Source organism: Acinetobacter sp. ANC_7682, assembly GCF_056779795.1.
Map to the genome: position 1 here is coordinate 94831 of NZ_JBWYIQ010000005.1, position 18038 is coordinate 112868.

General features: G+C 37.5%; 19 protein-coding genes and 1 other RNA gene. 11 read left to right on the forward strand and 9 right to left on the reverse strand.

Annotated elements, in window-relative coordinates; translation table 11 throughout:
* Positions 1–77: 77 nt before the first annotated feature.
* The 4 genes from AC1M9D_RS03540 to AC1M9D_RS03555 form a co-directional block, all read right to left on the reverse strand.
* Entirely contained in the window at positions 78–854 is a 777-nt protein-coding gene (locus AC1M9D_RS03540) for a dioxygenase family protein (RefSeq protein ID WP_481611520.1), read from the reverse strand.
* Positions 855–954: 100 nt separating this feature from the next.
* Positions 955–1437 (reverse strand): 23S rRNA (pseudouridine(1915)-N(3))-methyltransferase RlmH, encoded by a 483-nt coding sequence (gene rlmH, locus AC1M9D_RS03545; RefSeq protein ID WP_035268469.1) that lies wholly within the window; start codon positions 1435–1437, stop codon positions 955–957.
* A 156-nt stretch (positions 1438–1593) separates the two neighbouring features.
* Positions 1594–4020 carry an endopeptidase La gene (lon, locus tag AC1M9D_RS03550; protein WP_481611521.1) on the reverse strand — a complete coding sequence of 809 codons (2427 nt, stop codon included), beginning with the start codon at positions 4018–4020 and terminating at the stop codon, positions 1594–1596.
* A 116-nt stretch (positions 4021–4136) separates the two neighbouring features.
* A complete protein-coding gene (locus AC1M9D_RS03555) occupies positions 4137–4751 on the reverse strand; it encodes a 5-formyltetrahydrofolate cyclo-ligase (RefSeq protein WP_481611522.1) in 615 nt (204 codons plus the stop codon).
* 224 nt (positions 4752–4975) lie between these two features.
* On the opposite strand from AC1M9D_RS03555, the gene AC1M9D_RS03560 reads away from it, so the two are divergent.
* Together AC1M9D_RS03560 and AC1M9D_RS03565 are read left to right on the forward strand one after the other, a co-directional pair.
* Positions 4976–6232, forward strand: a complete 1257-nt coding sequence (locus tag AC1M9D_RS03560; RefSeq protein ID WP_481611523.1) for a putative solute-binding protein — start codon at positions 4976–4978, stop codon at positions 6230–6232.
* A gap of 103 nt (positions 6233–6335) precedes the next feature.
* Positions 6336–6458 (forward strand): hypothetical protein, encoded by a 123-nt coding sequence (locus AC1M9D_RS03565; RefSeq protein WP_481611524.1) that lies wholly within the window; start codon positions 6336–6338, stop codon positions 6456–6458.
* A 28-nt stretch (positions 6459–6486) separates the two neighbouring features.
* Here the strand turns inward: AC1M9D_RS03565 and AC1M9D_RS03570 are convergent, their stop codons facing one another.
* The 4 genes from AC1M9D_RS03570 to AC1M9D_RS03585 all read right to left on the reverse strand — a co-directional run bounded on the left by AC1M9D_RS03570 (position 6487) and on the right by AC1M9D_RS03585 (position 8985).
* Complete coding sequence (locus AC1M9D_RS03570; RefSeq protein ID WP_481611525.1) at positions 6487–7461, reverse strand: hypothetical protein; 975 nt, start codon at positions 7459–7461, stop codon at positions 6487–6489.
* A 400-nt stretch (positions 7462–7861) separates the two neighbouring features.
* Positions 7862–8045: non-coding RNA, 6S RNA (gene ssrS, locus AC1M9D_RS03575), on the reverse strand.
* A 101-nt stretch (positions 8046–8146) separates the two neighbouring features.
* Complete coding sequence (locus tag AC1M9D_RS03580) at positions 8147–8431, reverse strand: cell division protein ZapA (protein WP_180027932.1); 285 nt, start codon at positions 8429–8431, stop codon at positions 8147–8149.
* A 2-nt stretch (positions 8432–8433) separates the two neighbouring features.
* Entirely contained in the window at positions 8434–8985 is a 552-nt protein-coding gene (locus AC1M9D_RS03585; RefSeq protein WP_481588935.1) for a hypothetical protein, read from the reverse strand.
* Between the two features lie 65 nt (positions 8986–9050).
* On the opposite strand from AC1M9D_RS03585, the gene AC1M9D_RS03590 reads away from it, so the two are divergent.
* The 5 genes from AC1M9D_RS03590 (at position 9051) to AC1M9D_RS03610 (ending at position 14131) form a co-directional block, all read left to right on the forward strand.
* Entirely contained in the window at positions 9051–9671 is a 621-nt protein-coding gene (locus AC1M9D_RS03590; protein ID WP_481593061.1) for a UPF0149 family protein, read from the forward strand.
* 82 nt (positions 9672–9753) lie between these two features.
* The gene (gene pepP, locus AC1M9D_RS03595; RefSeq protein ID WP_481611526.1) at positions 9754–11073 is read left to right on the forward strand and encodes a Xaa-Pro aminopeptidase; all 1320 of its coding nucleotides are present in this window, start codon (positions 9754–9756) and stop codon (positions 11071–11073) included.
* A 195-nt stretch (positions 11074–11268) separates the two neighbouring features.
* Positions 11269–12477, forward strand: a complete 1209-nt coding sequence (locus AC1M9D_RS03600) for an FAD-dependent monooxygenase (protein ID WP_481611527.1) — start codon at positions 11269–11271, stop codon at positions 12475–12477.
* Positions 12474–13712 (forward strand): FAD-dependent monooxygenase, encoded by a 1239-nt coding sequence (locus AC1M9D_RS03605; RefSeq protein WP_481611528.1) that lies wholly within the window; start codon positions 12474–12476, stop codon positions 13710–13712. The genes AC1M9D_RS03600 and AC1M9D_RS03605 overlap by 4 nt, the downstream gene beginning before the upstream one ends.
* A 170-nt stretch (positions 13713–13882) precedes the next feature.
* Entirely contained in the window at positions 13883–14131 is a 249-nt protein-coding gene (locus tag AC1M9D_RS03610; protein ID WP_035269751.1) for a hypothetical protein, read from the forward strand.
* A gap of 41 nt (positions 14132–14172) precedes the next feature.
* Here AC1M9D_RS03610 and rsmI read toward each other — a convergent pair whose 3' ends face one another.
* Positions 14173–15015: a 16S rRNA (cytidine(1402)-2'-O)-methyltransferase gene (rsmI, locus tag AC1M9D_RS03615; protein WP_481593057.1), complete on the reverse strand. Its 843-nt coding sequence runs from the start codon at positions 15013–15015 to the stop codon at positions 14173–14175.
* A gap of 11 nt (positions 15016–15026) precedes the next feature.
* Between rsmI and AC1M9D_RS03620 the strand changes: the two genes are divergently transcribed.
* From AC1M9D_RS03620 to AC1M9D_RS03635, 4 genes are all read left to right on the forward strand, one after another.
* Positions 15027–15965: a penicillin-binding protein activator gene (locus AC1M9D_RS03620; RefSeq protein WP_481611529.1), complete on the forward strand. Its 939-nt coding sequence runs from the start codon at positions 15027–15029 to the stop codon at positions 15963–15965.
* Positions 15966–15969: 4 nt separating this feature from the next.
* Entirely contained in the window at positions 15970–16386 is a 417-nt protein-coding gene (locus AC1M9D_RS03625) for a YraN family protein (protein ID WP_035266825.1), read from the forward strand.
* 64 nt (positions 16387–16450) lie between these two features.
* The gene (locus AC1M9D_RS03630; protein ID WP_035266827.1) at positions 16451–17143 is read left to right on the forward strand and encodes a BON domain-containing protein; all 693 of its coding nucleotides are present in this window, start codon (positions 16451–16453) and stop codon (positions 17141–17143) included.
* Positions 17143–18024, forward strand: coding sequence for an alpha/beta hydrolase (locus tag AC1M9D_RS03635; RefSeq protein WP_481611530.1), 882 nt, complete (start codon positions 17143–17145; stop codon positions 18022–18024). Before AC1M9D_RS03630 ends, AC1M9D_RS03635 begins: the two co-directional genes overlap by 1 nt.
* The last annotated feature ends 14 nt before the right edge of the window (positions 18025–18038 follow it).

Genomic DNA, 18038 nt, shown 5'->3' on the forward strand with positions numbered 1-18038 from the left:
CTTTTCAGTATCAAAATGTATCCATTGATCGATGATTAATTCGTGATGGTCATTTGAAAAATGAAATTTATTTTATCTCAATCAAAGCGATAAATATCCATTCCTAAAGCACCCATGGTGAAACTACTATGAACAATACTAAAACGATCACCAGTGCCCATAGAGAAAAATAAAGGTGCAAAGTGCTCTATCGTAGGGTGGTTACGATGAACATAAGGAATCGTATTCCACGCTAACACAGCAGGATAATCCGAATGAGTGAGCTTCTGCACCACGTGATTTCTAAAGGTTGATGCCCATTCTGGAACTTCACTCGCTTCACCATGCCAAGCAAGCTCTCTTAAATTATGGGTAATGCTTCCCGAGCCAATTAATAATATTTGCTGATCTCTTAATGGAGCGAGAGCTTGACCAATTTTAAATATCGCTTCAGCAGACATCGTCATGGGTAAAGAGATTTCGACTACGGGGATATGAGCTTCTGGATACATATGTAATAAAGGCATCCATACACCATGATCACGAGGTCGTGTACTATTGGCATGTGCAGTAATTTGTGCCTCAGCGAATAAATTTAAAACTTGTTCAGCAACATCTGGAGCACCAGGGGCAGGATAGCGAATTTCATAGAGTTCATCTGGGAAACCTCGAAAATCGTGCCATGTTTCAGGTCTAGCCCCCGTACTTACTTCGAGTGCATTGCTTTCCCAATGCGCAGACATGACGATTATCGCTCTAGGTTTGGGCAAATTGAGACTCAAGCGATGTAAAGCTGGACCAACCTGTTCAGGATTCAAAGCCAGCATTGGAGAGCCATGTGAGATGAATAAGCCAGGTAGCGTTTGAATAGTCATGAGGGTGGTTCCATTCTTAGGTGTATGAGGTGATCATCGCAAATTTTAGAAGTCAGAGTAACCATTTAAATTTGAACATCATGTTGCAAATTCGGAACGATTATCCAGCACGATGGTACGGATGGTTATGGTTAATGCTCATGGCACGGTACAGTTGTTCAATCAACAGAATGCGAACCATAGGGTGGGGTAGCGTTAATTTAGATAAAGACCAGTGCCAAGCAGCAGCTTTACGAACAGCATCAGAATGTCCATCAGGTCCACCAATCGCGAGTACAACATCATTCCCTTCAAGCATCCAACCTTTCATGGTTTCAGCTAATTTTTCTGTACTAAACTCTTTTCCTCCCACTTCAAGTGCAATTAAAAGTTCATTTCCTTTCAGTGCATTTAAAATGCTATCGCCTTCGATATTACGGTATTTTAAAATATCAGCTTCAGAGTCATTCTTTCCGCGTTTCGCCATAGGAAGCTCAACAATTTGAGTTTGTACAAAAGGTTGAATTCTTTTGAAATAGTCTTCAAAACCAGTAAGAACCCATGCTGGCATTTTTTGACCAATGGTCAAGATACGAATTTTCATGAAAGTGTGTCACTAGAATTTTCACGATATTATACATTTCAAAGTGATGAATTTATAAAATCAAAAGTTAAAACATAATGAGTTGTTAATTTTGCATCCATTGACATCTTATAAAAAAAGAGAGCCTAAGCTCTCTTTCTTCACTTAAAAGACCGATTAGTGTCGTGCAGATTTTGATTCGTCAACTGCTTTAACAATGGGTGTTTTGACTAATGGTTTGGGCATAGAGGTTAATGCTAGTGGTAAAATTTCATCAATTGATTTTACAACTTTGATATCTAAACCTTCTTTCACATTATCAGGAATTTCGACTAAATCACGTGCATTTTCCTGTGGAATAAAGACCATTTTTACACCGCCACGATGTGCAGCCAGTAATTTTTCCTTTAAACCACCAATACGCATTGCACGGCCACTCAAGCTGGTTTCACCAGTCATTGCAATATCAGGTCGAATCGCAATGCCAGTAAACGCTGAAACTAATGCTGTCGTCAAAGCAAGACCAGCTGAAGGACCATCTTTAGGTGTAGCGCCTTCAGGTAAGTGCACGTGAATATCGGTTTCTTCAAAGCGAGTAGAATCGATACCCAAAGCATCAGCTCGTGTACGCACTACGGTCATCGCTGCAGTAATAGACTCCTTCATAACATCACCTAAAGAACCAGTAGTTACAAATTTTCCTTTACCTTTCATTGCTGCAACTTCAATTGTCAGTAGTTCACCACCAACCGAAGTCCAAGCTAGACCATTAACACGACCGACTTGAGCTTCTTCTTCAGCCATACCGAAATCGAATTTATGTGGCCCTAAGTAGTCAGGTAGATTTGCAGAATTAACCTCAATTTGAAGGTTTTTCGCTTTTTTACTAACCGCTTCTTTAACCACTTTACGTGCGATTTTAGAAACTTCACGCTCTAAACTTCGAACACCAGCTTCACGTGTATAGCGTTGTACGATATCTCGAATTGCTTCTTCATGTACACTCAATTCCTTAGCTCGTAAGCCATTATTCTTGATTGCTTTAGGTACTAAGTAACGCTCAGCAATATTGATTTTCTCTTCCTCTGTATAACCAGGAAGGCGAATGACCTCCATACGATCTAACAAAGCTTCAGGGATATTCATACTGTTTGCAGTACAAATAAACATGACTTCAGATAAATCAAGATCAAGATCAAGATAGTGATCGTTGAATTTGTGATTCTGTGAAGGATCAAGTACTTCTAACAAGGCAGATGCAGGATCACCACGATGATCTTGAGCCATTTTGTCAATTTCATCGAGTAGGAATAAAGGGTTTTTTACACCGACTTTAGAAAGTGATTGCACAATCTTACCTGGCATCGCACCAATATAAGTTCTGCGATGTCCACGAATCTCGGCCTCATCACGAACACCACCAAGTGCCATTCGAACGAATTCGCGACCTGTTGCTTTAGCTACAGACTCACCTAATGAGGTTTTACCTACACCAGGAGGACCTACGAGACACAATACTGGTCCACGTAGTTTTTTTACACGTGACTGAACAGCAAGATATTCAACGATACGTTCTTTAACTTCATCCAAACCATAATGATCAGCATCAAGAATATCTTGAGCTTTAGCAAGATTTATACTTACTTTGCTCGCCTTATTCCATGGTGTATCTAAAATAGTTTCGATGTAATTACGAACTACGGCTGCTTCACTCGATGCAGGCTGCATTGCTTTAAGCTTACGGAATTCACCTTCTGCTTTTTTACGAACATGCTCAGGAAGATCCGCTTCAGCTAAGCGTTTTTCTATCTCAGCAATGTCATCTTCAGCACCGCCATTCATGTCAGAAAGTTCACGCTGAATAACTTTCATTTTTTCATTTAGAAAATATTCGCGCTGATTCTTTTCCATTTGACGTTTTACATTGTCATGTAAATTTTGCTCAATCTGTTGTTCTTCAGACTGTTGAAGCAAATAAGTCATTAACTCTTGTAAATGAGCTTCAAATTCATCGTGTTCGAGGAATTTTTGTTTCACTTCAATGTTTAACGGCACGCGTGTAGCGACAAAGAACATGAGTTGCAATAAATCATCGATTTTATTTGCAGCATTAATTAACTCACGCGCATTACGTAGTTTCGCTTCAGCATATTGGCTGAAAAGACCACGTAATTCTTCGAGACGAGTTTGTTGAGTTGCCGACTCCATACGGATCGTCATTGGGCTAAGGCTGTGTTCAGCTTCTAAATAATCGTTTTGATCGTAAATGTTAACCAATTTAGAGCGATAAATACCCTCGATTAAAACCTTAATGCAGTTTTCATCGTTTTCATGATTTACGACTTGTACAATCTTCGCGACAGTACCGTATTGATATAAATTGTCGTGATCAATTTCTTCTGTAAGAGAATCTTGTTGAGCTACTACAAAAACTAAATTGTCACTGTTACGAGCTACATCAACTGCTTTAATCGATTTTTCACGGCCGACAAAAAGCGCAATTTGCATGTGTGGATAAACCACAACATCACGCAAAGCTAATAGCGGTAACACGCTAGGGGTCTGAAGTTCTAAGTTTTCTTCATTCATAATAATATCAGTCATGAGCACTCCTAATGAGTGACAACGGTGTTGCCATATTTTTATAGTGATGTGTAATTTAAAAAATACAAGGGTGAAAATCGATAAAATTCGATTTATTTCTACTAATCTTGATAAATTCAATTGGATTTAGGGTGAATTAACATTCTTCGTTTGAATTTTAATCTTATTTTAGGGGTGATTAACTCATCTAATGGCTGATCCCAAGGTTGGCGCTTTAAAGGATCTAAGATTAATTGAAAGTCATGCGCTAAACCGATGCGATAGGGGTGATTGCTCGCATGCTTTAACGTTCTATCATAAAAGCCACCTCCCATACCCATACGTGTTCCATGATAATCACAGGCTACTAGGGGCATCAACAGTACATCAATTTGTTTTACATTTTGCCCCAATCTATGCATAGGCTCATACATTCCCAATTTATGTTTAGTAAAACGTTTATTTAGATATTGATGCTTTGAAATTGGAACCCATTTTAAAGTTGAATCAAGTCTGGAGACTTTTGGGAGATAAACGACTTTATGCTTTGAAAAGCAATGCATGATTAGGATATGTGTTTGTATTTCACCGAATGCATCTAAATAAATCCCAATTTTTTTTGCAGATTTAAATTTAGAGTGAGATTGGATTTTTGACAAAACCTGAAAAGCAGAACGTCGTTGCGTAAAAATTGAGAGTTGTCTTCTACGAGAGCGTAGATTTTTTCTTAAAAGTTGTGTTTGCAACTGCATTTCAAACTATACCAATCTAAGTGCATGTGTAAGGTAAGTAGTTTATCGATTTTTACTCAGGTTTAATCAATCTGATTTGAATATTTTCGATAGTATATTTTTTATTTACTCTAGGTGTAACAAATAAAAGATTAGGGTCAATTTAATTTTTAATTGAAGCCGGTAAGCTGAACTCAATCAGATCAATGAAGCTTTGATCATAAAAAATAGAAAAGGGAACGATAATGAAAAATAAAAAAAACGGTAGTCTATTTAAAAAGAGCAAGCATGCTTATCGTATGGTTATGCTCACGACAGTAATTAGTCTTTCTGGTCTAATCACAAATCATGTAAATGCTCAAACTAGCTCTAAGTTGGATTTATCATTGTCCAGCCATTCTGTAAATAAAATAAAAAAACTACTGAATGATCCAAAAGTTTGGCAACAGATTCCGAAACAAGTCACCTTATGTGTATATTCACCGAGCGGTGCTCATGGTGAAGCGTTTGAGCAAGCGACGAGCTATATGAGTGAATTACCACGAATTGCTAAAGTTGCTCAAGATTTCGGCGTGCAAATGACTGTCAATCGTACGGCTAAGCTACAAATGCAGATAGATTTGAATTATCCAAAATTAAAGCAAAAAACATCCACTGAAGTTAATTTAAAAGTCTATACAGATGAACGGGTTTTAACTGAAGACTTTAGAAGTAAACGTTGTGATGGTGCGGGAATAAGTAATTTACGTGCTAAGCAATTCAACTCTTTTGTTGGAAGTATTGATGCAATAGGTGCAGTTCAAAACTATAAACAACTGACTAAAGTGATTCAGCTGTTAGCAAGACCTGAATTTGACTCGAAAATGGTCAATAGGGATTATGAGGTTGTCGGTATTGTGCCTTTAGGTGCTGCTTATATTATGGTAAATGATCGTAAAATTGATGCTTTATCTAAAGCAGCTGGGAAAAAAGTCGCTGTAATGAGTTTTGACGCAACCCAAAAAAAATTAGTTCAAAATGTTGGTGCTCAACCAGTTACAGTGGATTTAACTTCTGTGGGCGGGAAATTCAACAATAAGGAAGTTGATATTATCGCTGCGCCTGCAATCTTATTTGAACCTTTGGAACTCTATCGTGGAATGACGAACAAGGGCGAGGTAAGAGGGGCAATTATTCGTTTTCCACTCGTTCAAGTGACGGGTACATTGATTATGCATCGAAATAAATTTCCTGCTGGAATGGGGCCCATAGCAAGGGAGATTATTTCTAAGCAATTAACACCAGCTTATAAATTTATTGATCAAACTGAATCTAAAATTGATCCTAAATTTTGGATGAATATAAGAGATGCTGAGAAACCTGGATATTTGAAAATTATGCGTGAAGCTAGGATTCAAATGACGAAAGAGGGGCATTATCATCCTGAAATGATGTCTATCCTTAAAAAGATACGATGCAGTGATGATCCTAAAAATTATGAGTGTGCGCTTCATGATGAGTAATTATTAATCTAAAAAATAGATGGTTTTAATAATTTTAATCGGTTTTATTTGTTTTTAGCCATGCTTTAAATTATTCACATCTAGGTTAATGAGTAAATGTGAGATGAAAACTTTTATCGCAGTAGTTACTTCTACTTTGATTGTAAGTGCATGCGCATATGATCCTGTAAATTATGAGCAGCTCAGAATGTCAGAGAATGCTCAACATATGAAATTAAATGGTTAAATAAAGCCCCCAGATGGGGGCTTTATGCCTATTTCTTCTTAACGATATCGCTCCAAGACACATTAGTTGGCACGCCTGAGTTAAAGCGAACTGATGCGGATGATGAATAATCTTTAGTTTGTTCAACGACAATCTTTTGATTGTACTCATCAATAATTTCTAACTTACCGCCTGCTTTCGGGTAAATTCTCCACGACTCTTTTTCGAATGGTTGAGTTACACTGAAGTTGAATGCATATGAAAAATTAGCATCTTTAGGTTGGCCAACGATTGTACCTTTACTTGACACACTTTGTAATTGTTCATCAAAAAAACGGTATTCATAATCCTGTAGCCCCATATATTCCAATGTAGTGCTAGGGTTGTTTTTATCTACAATCTGGAATTTTAAAGGATCTTTTACAGAATAAATTGCGCCATTAGAACCAACTGTATCTTTTACAATTTTACCAGTGACTAAATATAGTTTAGATGTATCAGTCCACGGTGTATAAAGCGCATTATTAAACTCAACTGTGGTTGAGCTTAATGTTTCAGTAAGCGAAATAGATCCTCCTTTAAATGTTACGACTTCCTTGCCGAAACTAGTAGCACAAGAATCATTACCACTTTTTAGCTTGATTGTTTGAGTAGTTCCACTTTTAGTTAGCTCAGTACAAATTAAATTTCTAAAAATTGTAAATGCACTTGTTCCTTGATCTGTTAATTCAATTACTCTACCTGTACGAGTAATGGGTCCATCACCCAATGTTTCGCCAATCATGTGTCCTAATGCTTGATTAAATCGATCATCCATGACATTCAAAGATTCTGAAAAACCAAGCGTTTCTTTAAGTTTTGTTAAAAAATCCTTATCTTTAAAAGGTATAAATGTAGAGCTCACATCACCTGGTTTAATATAATTATCATTTGGCATGTCAAGCTTCGAGTCACTTCCACCACCACATGCACTTAGTAATGCAGCAATACTCGCAACCCCAGCCAATTTTGCTAATTTAGACATATTCTCTTCCTTTAAATATAAATCTATTCTCATTGTTTATAATGTTTGACTAATAATATGAAGTCTTTAAACAATAAGAAGACATTAAAATGAAATACTTTTTGTGTAATTTCTATTATGGGGAATAATAATTTAAATTTTAGAAAAGTTACTTGGTCATTATTAACCAAATTTACAAATAATATGTCAATTTTTTATATTGTTAAATATATATAAATCAATAGGTTTAAATAATTAAATAATATTGAGAGTTAAGTATATTTGTTTTAGATTAGTGTCTAATAAGTTGTTTATAGTGAAAATAATGTGATAAAAATCAAAAATTATTAATATTGATTATTAATTTGGGATAAAGCGCAAGGATGTTTATTCAAAAATAAGAAAAAAGAGAAAATAAAATAAAGACTCCGGAGATGCCGCTGCATGTGTCGTTACCCTGAACCCGACGAGTTCAAGGTGGACGCGACGTATACTTGCTGGGTTTCCCACTCGAGGTGGGCATACGCTCTAAATATACAGAACACAATCCATAAGTTTAAGTATCGGCAGGGGAATAGACCCGCTGGCGAACATCCCAGAGTTAAATTAAGTATAACGAAATGAGTGAGATTGGCAAACCTTGGTGTACCCATTATTTGCGTGATAATTCACTCAGTAAAACTGACTGTGCAAACTTAGATCAAATTTATACAGTTTTTTCAACGTCTTCCAAGATTGTTGCAAGTAAGCGTTCACAGTGAGAATATTCTTGTAAGGATTTGTTCATTGTTAAAACTTCTTGCATAAGCTCTAAAGCCACCATGATAACGAGCTTATTGTGTTCTACGTTAGGTGCTTTTCTACGAAATTCTTGAAATTTCTCATTCAGCAAATCACCAGCACGTTGTAAATCATCTTTCCGATCTTGAGTGGTTGAAAGTCTAAATGTTTGTTCAATTAGTCTTAACTCGACTGTAACGACTTCAGACATAATTATGCTTCCTCATTTTGTTCAGCCGGATTTTCTAATTGTTGGATTTCTTGGGCATGATGATCTTGATCAGTACCTAAAATGGCCAATCGTTGAATGATTTGCTCAACCTTAGTTTTAGCGAGTTCATTTTTTTTGATTAAACGTTGATTTTCAGCCTTCAATTCATCAATTTCTTTTTGAGCTTGACGTTGTTCAGCCAACATTTTTTCTTTGATGACTCTTAACTCATTCCTTTCAGCCAAGATTTCCTGAAATCTATTTTTTAAATCAGTACAACTTTTTTCTAAACGACTATAACGTTCTGCTAAAGCAGTAGCATCTTGATTTAAGGTTTTATAAATACTATCTAATTGATTGTATTTGTCATTTAGACTTTCAATCTGTTCTTGCTTTTGAGTGATGATGCTATTTTTTTGAGCGGTTTGAGTTTGATGAGTTTCCTGAAGTTCTTTCTGTTTAGCTTCAAGAGAACTATTCATTTGTTCGGTTTCGGACAAACGATGTTTAAGCGTGCCTAAATGCGTTTGTAAACGCTGTAATTGTTCTAACATAACGAGGTCGCGTAGTTTCGCAATCAAAGGTAATATATACAGAAGTATAGAGATTGGAAAAACGAATGCAAGACGATATTTCAGGTTGGACAGATTGGAACCAACATTTCGGTTCAATTGAGGAAATTACTAGTCCAAGTGAGTTACATGGTTTACTTACAGGTATTGTTTGTGTAACCCAACCGCCATCTCATGAGGAGTGGTTACAAATTTTGTCTACATTGAATGTGCCTCAATTAGAACCTGCTGCACTCAATTTACTTGCTGAGGAATCTGAAGATGTTTCGCATGCTTTGTCAGAAGATGAATTAGATTATTTACCCATTTTGCCTGATGATGAACATGTATTGTCTGAGCGTGTTCAAGCTTTAGCAGATTGGTGTGCTGGAGTAGTATTGGGGTTTGGATTAGCGTCTGGTCATATTCGTACTGACGAAGCTGAGTTGATTGAACACTTGCAAGATATTGCAGCAGTAGAGTTTGAAGATTCTGATAATGATGAAGAAGGTGAAATTAGCTATCAAGAACTTTATGAATTTGTTCGATTAATTCCAGTGAGTTTATCTGTTGGACGAACCAAGATTGCTGTTGAAGAAAGCTCATTACTGAAACATGTAAAACCAACAATTTCGAAAAAAAATGAGCAAAGTGTCGTTGAGATGTTTACACCTCATCGACCAAGTTGATTACATTTAATCAAGAGTACTACTTAACATATAAGTAGTACTGTATTTTCTTAAATTAAATAGCCTAAGCTGCAGAAAAGATATGAAACTTACTCAATCAGATTTTCAAAAACGACGTGATCAATTAGCCGCTGAAATAGGCCTAAGAAGCATTGCAATTATTGCAACACGTGAAGAAATGTTTAGAAATCGTGATGCTGATTATAAATATCGCGCTGATAGTAGCTTTTTTTATCTAACGGGATTTGCAGAGCCTGAAGCAGTTGCTGTAATTGAAACATTTGATACTGAAGAAGAAGGTTATACCTACAGTTTATTTTGTCGTGAACGCAATCGAGAGATGGAAATCTGGACAGGTTACCGTGCAGGGATTGATGGTGCAGTCGATGATTATGATGCGGATGAAGCTTATGCGATTGATCTACTAGACGAAGAAATCATCGCAAAGCTTCAAGGAAAAGAAAGATTATTTTATAGAATTGGTCAACAAGCCAGTTTTGATGCAAAAATTACAAAATGGATTGCAGAAGCAAGTGGTGAAAGCCGACGTGGTACCGCTGCACCTACACAATTGATTCAGTTAGATACAATTTTAGATGAGATGCGTCTACACAAAGAGCCAAAAGAAATAGAGTTAATGCAAATCGCATCTGATATTTCTGCTCAAGCACATACGCAAGCGATGAAATCTGTACGACCAGGAATGATGGAATATGCTTTAGAAGCGGAACTGAATTATATTTTTGGTAAAAATGGTTGTGTACCATCGTATAACAGTATTGTGGGTGGTGGTGAAAATGCTTGTATATTGCACTATGTTGAAAATAACAAACAACTTAATGACGGCGATTTAGTTTTAATAGATGCAGCTTGTGAGTATGAGTTTTACGCATCAGATATCACTCGGACATTTCCAGTAAATGGTAAATTCAATCCTGAACAAAAGGCGCTTTATAATATAGTGCTCGATGCACAAATCGCTGCAATAGATGCGGTTAGAATTGGTAACTCTTATAAAGAGCCACACTACGTTGCTGTTCGTATATTAGTGCAAGGCTTGCTTAATCTTGGAATCATGCAGGGTGATCTCGATGAAATCATTGAGACAGAAGCCTATCGTCAATTTTATATGCATGGAACTGGTCACTGGTTAGGCATGGATGTTCATGACGTAGGGGCATATAAAGTCGATGGAGAATGGCGAACATATCAAGAAGGTATGGTGGTGACCATTGAACCAGGTTTATATATTGCCCCTGATGATGAAACTGTCGATCCAAAATGGAGAGGGATTGGTATTCGCATTGAAGATGATATTGTTGTCACTCAAGATGGACCGAGAAACCTGACTGCTAAAGTAGTAAAAACCATTGAAGATATCGAAGCCTTGATGGTGAGTTAACCATTTTCACAAATCTAAAAAGTCGATGGAAACATCGGCTTTTTTTTAATGTCATATTCAATATTGAAAAATGAATTATGGCTTCATCTTCAATAACGCTAATTCATTATAAAAAGTAAAAACTTTATTGTAAGATGAATTTGATTAAGAATTTATGTGTATGCAGCTATTGCTTGCTTTTATAAGGATCAAAACATGCAACAAGAAGTCATCATTGTCGGTGGTGGAATGGTCGGATTAAGCCTTGCTCTTATGCTGGCTAAAACTAACATTGCAGTGAAATTGTTAGAGGCGATCAGCTATCCTAACTATGATGATGCTAACCTTGCACCATATCATTCAAGTTTTGATGCCCGTAATAGTGCGTTGTCACGTCGAAGCGTGCAAATTTATCAAGAATTGGGAATTTGGGATTCACTGCAACAATATGCAACGCCTATTTTAGAAGTAAATATCACAGAAGAAGGAAGCTTCGGTAAGGCACGTTTAATCGCGGCTCAAGAGAAAGTAGAGAGCTTTGGTCAAGTGATTGAGAATGCATGGCTTGGACGAGTATTGTTATCAGAGGTCAAAAAAAATCCACTCATTGAGTTAATTGATGGTGTTCAAGTGACGTCGCTTAAACAGGATGAGAATTTAGCTTATCTTGAAGCATTAAAAGCGAATGAACATTTGCAGTTTCAATCCAAATTAGTCATAGCAGCAGATGGACGTGATTCTTTCTGTCGAAAAGCACTCGGTGTTGGTGCATCAGTGTATGATTATGATCAAGTGGCGATTGTCACTACAGTGCAGACATCCAAACCTCACTCCCATGTCGGTTTTGAACGTTTCAGCCCACTTGGTCCTTTAGCATTATTACCTTTACCTGGTGAATACCGTCGTTCTGTTGTTTGGCCAGTGCCTAAAGGTACTGAGGGAGAGTGGTTAGGTGATGAAAATGATCAGCATTTTTTAGATGCTCTTCAAAAAACCTATGGCGATCGAGCTGGTAAATTTGAGAAAACTGGTCGTAGATTTAGTTTTCCTTTATCTCAAGTTTTGGCTGAAAAACAAGCAGTAGGGCGTGTTGTACTTATGGGTAATGCTGCTCATACCATTCATCCAGTCGCAGGTCAGGGTTTTAATTTGTGTATGCGTGATGCATATGTATTGACCCGATATTTAAAACAACAAGTCATCAAAAATGCCGATTTAGGTGAAGCTGCTGTACTGAAAGAGTATGAAAAATCTCGACTCAAAGATCAGCAACGTGTGATTAAGTTTTGTGATTCTGTGGTGCGAGGCTTTAGTAATCAAAATCCAATCCTAAAATTTGTGCGAAATACAGGTCTAATGTGCTTTGAAAATATTCCAGGTATTAAGCCACTCGTTGCCAATTATGCAATGGGGTTAAAAGCATGAATGATGCTATTTTAGATGTCGTGATTGTGGGCGGTGGTTTAGTCGGAGGATTAACTGCTTTATTGCTGGCTAAAGGTGGAGTTCAAGCGACTGTACTTGATGCAGCACCGATATTGGATCACGAGAAGACCTTAGAATCATTGAATCCTCGTGTACTTGCATTGAGTCAAGCCACTATTCATTTGCTTAAGCATGTTGATGTATGGGATAAGTTGGCTCGTCAACAACCCTACACGGGAATGCAGGTGTGGAACAAAAATGGCTTTGGTGAAATCAATTTTGGAACATCAGCGCATTCTAAACCTGATGAAGCACAAATATTAGGTTCAATGGTCGAACCAAGTATCTTGAACCTTGCGATTCAGAGCATGATGATCGACCAGATTGATGATTACCGTACTCAGATTCAAGTGAAACGTATTGAGCAAGGAAATGGCTGTTGGATTCTTCATCTCGCTGATCAAACTCAATTGAAAACGAAACTTTTAATTGGTGCGGATGGTGCAAACTCATTCGTACGTGAACAAGCCATGATTGATTTGGATGTTTTGGATTATTATCAGGCTGGTATTAGCTGTGCGATCAAGACGGAACAAGCGCATCAACATGTTGCGAGACAAATCTTCTTAGAAACAGGGCCACTGGCTTTTCTCCCAATGGCAAGTTTAGAACATCAAGAATATGGTCATTGGCAATCCATTGTATGGACTTTACCAGATGATTATGCAGACGAATTTGCGTCACTCTCAGATGAAGATTTTGTACAATTACTGACACGAGAGAGTCATCATATGTTGGGCAAAGTATTAGCCGCAACGCCTCGAGCAAAATTCCCACTGAAAGCACGAGCTGCTCAACGTTATATTAAAGATGGCTTAGCCCTAATTGGTGATGCAGCCCATGTTATTCATCCACTTGCTGGTCAGGGGGTGAATATTGGTTGCCTTGATGCAGCAATTCTATGCGATGTGCTACTTTCTGATTACGCCCGTGGCGTTTGGGCTCATGAGCAAACTTTATTGAAATATGAGCATCGCCGTAAATTTCAAAACGATGCCATGATGCATAGTATGTCTATGATTGGTTGGATGGAATCTGCTCCTATTTTTCCTATTGTTTGGGCGAGAAACTTTGGTTTAAAACAGGTTGAAAATATCAGTGCGTTAAAATCGACGTTTATGTCGCAAGCGAATGGTTTGAGTCAACTCAGTAATACAAGATATCAAGTGAATTGAAATCTGATCTAAAAAGAATCATCAGTATATATTTTTTTACCAATATGATTAAAAAATATACAAATGAGGTGCTTTAGATACTATGCGAACGATAAAGAGCTTGATACATTTCTCTAAAAATCAAAGCACGTTCCAATCAGGTGCGTGAAAACATTGATGGGGAGTTTGAAATGACAGACGCAAATGATTTTGATGACAACGAAGACAGTGTTGTAGACGAAAATGAATCACAAGCAGCAGAAAAAGGTGCGGCCGTAAGTGACGTTACTGTATCTGATGCCGATGTCGCGGAAGCTGAAACATTAACAGTGACAGCTAAACTCAAACAACGTCAGGCACTGGAAGATGAAGTTGCTGCTTTTCTAGCACGTGGTGGTCGTATTACTGAAGTTCCACCTGATGAATCAATAAAAGATTAATAAAAAAAAGCACCATCAATATGGTGCTTTTTTTATTTTGCTTAATCATTCGCACCACTGAGCTCTAGCGCGCGTTGATATGCGACTTTCTTTTTGATTCCAGTGAGATCAGCTGCAAGTTGAGATGCTGCTTTTACAGATAAATCTTGCAATAAACGATTGAGTAATTTATCTAATTCTTCTTGCTGCATGTCTTTTTCAGTGGCTGCTCCAGCAATGACCAATACAATTTCCCCTTTTTGCTGGTGATGATCATTTGCAATAAATGATTGTAAATCTCCAAGGGTCATTTTTTTGATTGTTTCGAAGGTTTTGGTAATTTCACGTGCAAACCCGACTTCACGGTCAGCCCCGAACACAGAGACCATATCCGTTACAGAGTCTAGGATTCGATGTGGTGCCTCATAGATGATCATGGTATGCGTGTTGTCTTTCAATTTATTTAATTGAATAAGACGTTGTGATTGTTTCGAAGATAGAAATCCTTCAAAACTAAAGTGATCACTGGGTAGACCCACAGCGCTTAATGCTGCGATAGCTGCACATGCACCTGGAACCGGAACGACACGAATACCATGGTCCTGAGCTGCACGAACCAATTTAAAACCAGGATCACTGATCAATGGTGTACCTGCATCACTGACGAGTGCAACATTTTCACCATTTTTTAACTTATCGATAATTATATCAATTTTGTTACTTTCATTGTGATCATGGCACGCTGTAAGCGGAGTTGAGATATTATAGTGTTTCATTAAAAGAGCGGACTGACGTGTGTCTTCTGCCGCGATAAGAGAGACAGACTTTAAAACATCAATTGCTCTATAAGTCATGTCATCTAAGTGCCCAATTGGCGTCGCTACAACAAATAACTGAGCACTCATAAGGTTTCTCCATGTTGGATCTATTAAGAATAAAAAAAGAATTCATTGGTATTGGCTTATGTGGAATGATTTTCCAAGCCCAAGCGGAAGTATTGGTTATTTTACCTGATTCAGGCCCTATGGCGCGAGCAAGTAATAGTATTAAAAATGGTATTGATGAGGCTTATCAAAAGTCTAAAAGTGAAATGCCAATCAAATATGTCAATTCGGATCAAAAACGATTAAAAGAGATCCTAAAGACGCAAGTCAGTCAAAACACCAAACTTATTATTGGTCCATTAGCCAGACAGGATGTCGAAGCAATAATGAAAGAACCGCTAAAAATTCCTGTTTTAGCACTGAATGAAGTTCCTTTAAAACATGCAAAAGTGTGGCAGTTTAGTCTATCGAAAACTGATGATGCTCAAGTTTTAATTAAACAGATTGAAAAGGATCGAGTTCAACATCTCTATATCTTGCGTGAGTCTGCTACTGAGTCTGAGAGCTTAAGCTTTGTAAATGCCGTGTTTAAAAATTTTCATGGTAAATTTTCTCTAGTCCAACAATTGCCTGATATAAAGTCAAATGAAGGTGCGTTGCTTTTAGGCAGTATGGAGTGGATCAACTCATTGAAGAGTAAGCCTTCAAAACGTTTGTATGTTCAGGCTTTTGCTATTGATCATAATATGGATATTCCGAAGGGAACTAAATTCTGTGATGTTCCAGTCATGGTTCAATTTTTAAAAAAACCTAATCAAACGACTGAAAATACTGCTGCATTCCAACGTCTTAATGCCTTCGGTCAAGATGTTTGGCGTTTGGCGGATTTGATGTTGAAAACGAAGAATCCTGATCAAATATCAATTCAAGGTCAGACTGGGCATTTGAGTTTTAAAGAGCATCGGATCGAAAGAAAACCTGCGTGCTTCGAGAAAACATGGTTTAGATTAAAAATATTTAAGAGGACTTAAATGGATGAGTTCTCAACAATTAGGTATATGGGCTGAAGACCAAACTGAAAAAGTCTTGATCTCACAGGGTTATATTGTACTGGCTCGAAATTTTCATTCTCGTTATGGTGAGATAGACCTGATTGCTCAACGTGATCTTGAGCTTGTATTTGTTGAGGTCAAAGCCAGATCAAAAACAACCTATGCTTCAGCCCTAGAATCAATATCATCGAGCAAGCAAATTAAAATTGCGAAAACAGCAATGTCATTTCTTCAAAAATTTCCAAGCTATACAGAGTTTTATTATCGTTTTGATGTGTTTTGTTTTGATTTTCATAAAAAAATTGCAAAACCGTTACAGCATGAAATTTCTGATATAGATTATGATCTCGAGTGGATTGAAAATGCATTTACAATAAATGCAGACTTGATTAATCTATGAACCGAATGAGCTAAGCCATTTCCAACAATAGAAAAAATTCAAGTTTCACGAGGAGACGGATTGAGTGTTGAAGCGTATTGTAATTTCGATGGCGTGTGTTGCTAGTCTTTCAGGCTGTGCAAGTTTTATTTCAGGTGGAACTGGCGCAGAACCAGTTGGGGTGGTGAGTGGAGCTCGTTCTTTAGGTCAGGTATTTATTGACTCTTCAATTGAACGTACAGCAAAGATCAATTTATACAAATTGGATGCTCGTTTTAAACAATCTCGAGTCAATGTGAATAGCTTTCACAGTAATGTCTTGTTAACAGGTCAAGTGCCTGATGCGCATTTGAAACAGTTAGCAGAAGATAACGTTCGAGCGATGAGTGATGTGAAATCTATTCATAACTACATCACAGTTGGTCCTCAAATTGGTTACTCTACCATCATGCAAGATGCGACTGCGACAGCGAACACACGTGGCTTAATTATGCGTGCGCCAGTTGTTTCAGACAGTAAAGTCTTGGTTCATACTGAAGATGGCGTGTTATATGTGATGGGACGCTTAAATACAGCTGAAGAGCAAGATCTCATTGAAGTTTTACAACGAGTAGGGAATGTCACGAAAATTGTTACTTTGATTGATAACGTGGAATCTGCTCAAGTAGGCGCAGGTGTTCAATCATCATCACTTATGAACCCTTCAGCGGTGAGTACTCAACCTTATGTTGAAACACCCGTTGCAATTGATCCTGACGCTGGTGTCAGTTACCAATAATGTCGAATAAGATTGCGCAATTTTTTCCGAAATCAGTTCAGTTAAAACTGACCAAATTGAATCAAAAACTGAATGCTTTTCGCCCATATAATTTGGGTGGTTTGGCATTAAATCAATTGACCTCAAATAAAGGCTATTCTGTAAAAAGAAATATTGCTTATGGTCTTAAAGCTCGGCAACGACTGGATCTTTATGTTTGCCAAGCGCCAGCGAATAAACCTTTAGTTATATTCGTGCATGGTGGTGCATGGAGTAGAGGAAGTAAGGACGATTACAAGTTTCTTGGAGAAAGTTTGACACGTGCTGGATATAACCTCGCCGTAATAAACTATCATCTGGCGCCAGAACATATTTTTCCTCGTTACGTAACTGACCTTGCAGATTCAATTCAATATTTAATCAAAAGTGCTGATAAATATGGTATTTGTGCAGATCAAATAGCGCTTATCGGACATTCTGCTGGTGCTTTTAATGTGATGTCACTGATTTATCATCCTTCATTCATTGACTTTGAAGGACGAGATCGAATTAAAGCGTTGATTGGTTTGGCTGGACCCTATCACTTTAACTATCTAGGTGATCATTTATCTGAACATGCATTCGATAAAGCAGTAAATTTCAAAGCGGTGATGCCATACTATTTTGTAGAGAAAAATAATATTCAGCACTATATTTTTCTAGCAGATCAAGATACGTTGGTAAAAGATCATAATTCTGAAGAGATGCATCAAGCACTGTTAGCTGTAGAGAATCATAGCCAGCTCATTCGGGTGCCTCGTACTGGACATGTATCAATCATGGCAACAACTGCCACATTATTTGATCGACTCTTCAAAACTCGATCTCTCATCCTGAAAGTTTTAGAAGAGTCCTTCAAATAAATCTATAACGATTC

Coding starts and splice junctions, on each gene's coding strand:
- AC1M9D_RS03540 (WP_481611520.1), bottom strand. CDS start 854: ATGACTATTCAAACGCTACCTGGCTTATTCATCTCACATGGCTCTCCA.
- pepP (WP_481611526.1), top strand. CDS start 9,754: ATGAAACTTACTCAATCAGATTTTCAAAAACGACGTGATCAATTAGCC.
- AC1M9D_RS03620 (WP_481611529.1), top strand. CDS start 15,027: ATGTTGGATCTATTAAGAATAAAAAAAGAATTCATTGGTATTGGCTTA.
- AC1M9D_RS03635 (WP_481611530.1), top strand. CDS start 17,143: ATGTCGAATAAGATTGCGCAATTTTTTCCGAAATCAGTTCAGTTAAAA.
- AC1M9D_RS03555 (WP_481611522.1), bottom strand. CDS start 4,751: ATGCAGTTGCAAACACAACTTTTAAGAAAAAATCTACGCTCTCGTAGA.
- AC1M9D_RS03570 (WP_481611525.1), bottom strand. CDS start 7,461: ATGTCTAAATTAGCAAAATTGGCTGGGGTTGCGAGTATTGCTGCATTA.
- lon (WP_481611521.1), bottom strand. CDS start 4,020: ATGACTGATATTATTATGAATGAAGAAAACTTAGAACTTCAGACCCCT.
- AC1M9D_RS03565 (WP_481611524.1), top strand. CDS start 6,336: ATGAAAACTTTTATCGCAGTAGTTACTTCTACTTTGATTGTAAGTGCA.
- AC1M9D_RS03610 (WP_035269751.1), top strand. CDS start 13,883: ATGACAGACGCAAATGATTTTGATGACAACGAAGACAGTGTTGTAGAC.
- AC1M9D_RS03580 (WP_180027932.1), bottom strand. CDS start 8,431: ATGTCTGAAGTCGTTACAGTCGAGTTAAGACTAATTGAACAAACATTT.
- rsmI (WP_481593057.1), bottom strand. CDS start 15,015: ATGAGTGCTCAGTTATTTGTTGTAGCGACGCCAATTGGGCACTTAGAT.
- AC1M9D_RS03590 (WP_481593061.1), top strand. CDS start 9,051: ATGCAAGACGATATTTCAGGTTGGACAGATTGGAACCAACATTTCGGT.
- AC1M9D_RS03600 (WP_481611527.1), top strand. CDS start 11,269: ATGCAACAAGAAGTCATCATTGTCGGTGGTGGAATGGTCGGATTAAGC.
- AC1M9D_RS03585 (WP_481588935.1), bottom strand. CDS start 8,985: ATGTTAGAACAATTACAGCGTTTACAAACGCATTTAGGCACGCTTAAA.
- AC1M9D_RS03625 (WP_035266825.1), top strand. CDS start 15,970: ATGAGTTCTCAACAATTAGGTATATGGGCTGAAGACCAAACTGAAAAA.
- AC1M9D_RS03605 (WP_481611528.1), top strand. CDS start 12,474: ATGAATGATGCTATTTTAGATGTCGTGATTGTGGGCGGTGGTTTAGTC.
- AC1M9D_RS03560 (WP_481611523.1), top strand. CDS start 4,976: ATGAAAAATAAAAAAAACGGTAGTCTATTTAAAAAGAGCAAGCATGCT.
- rlmH (WP_035268469.1), bottom strand. CDS start 1,437: ATGAAAATTCGTATCTTGACCATTGGTCAAAAAATGCCAGCATGGGTT.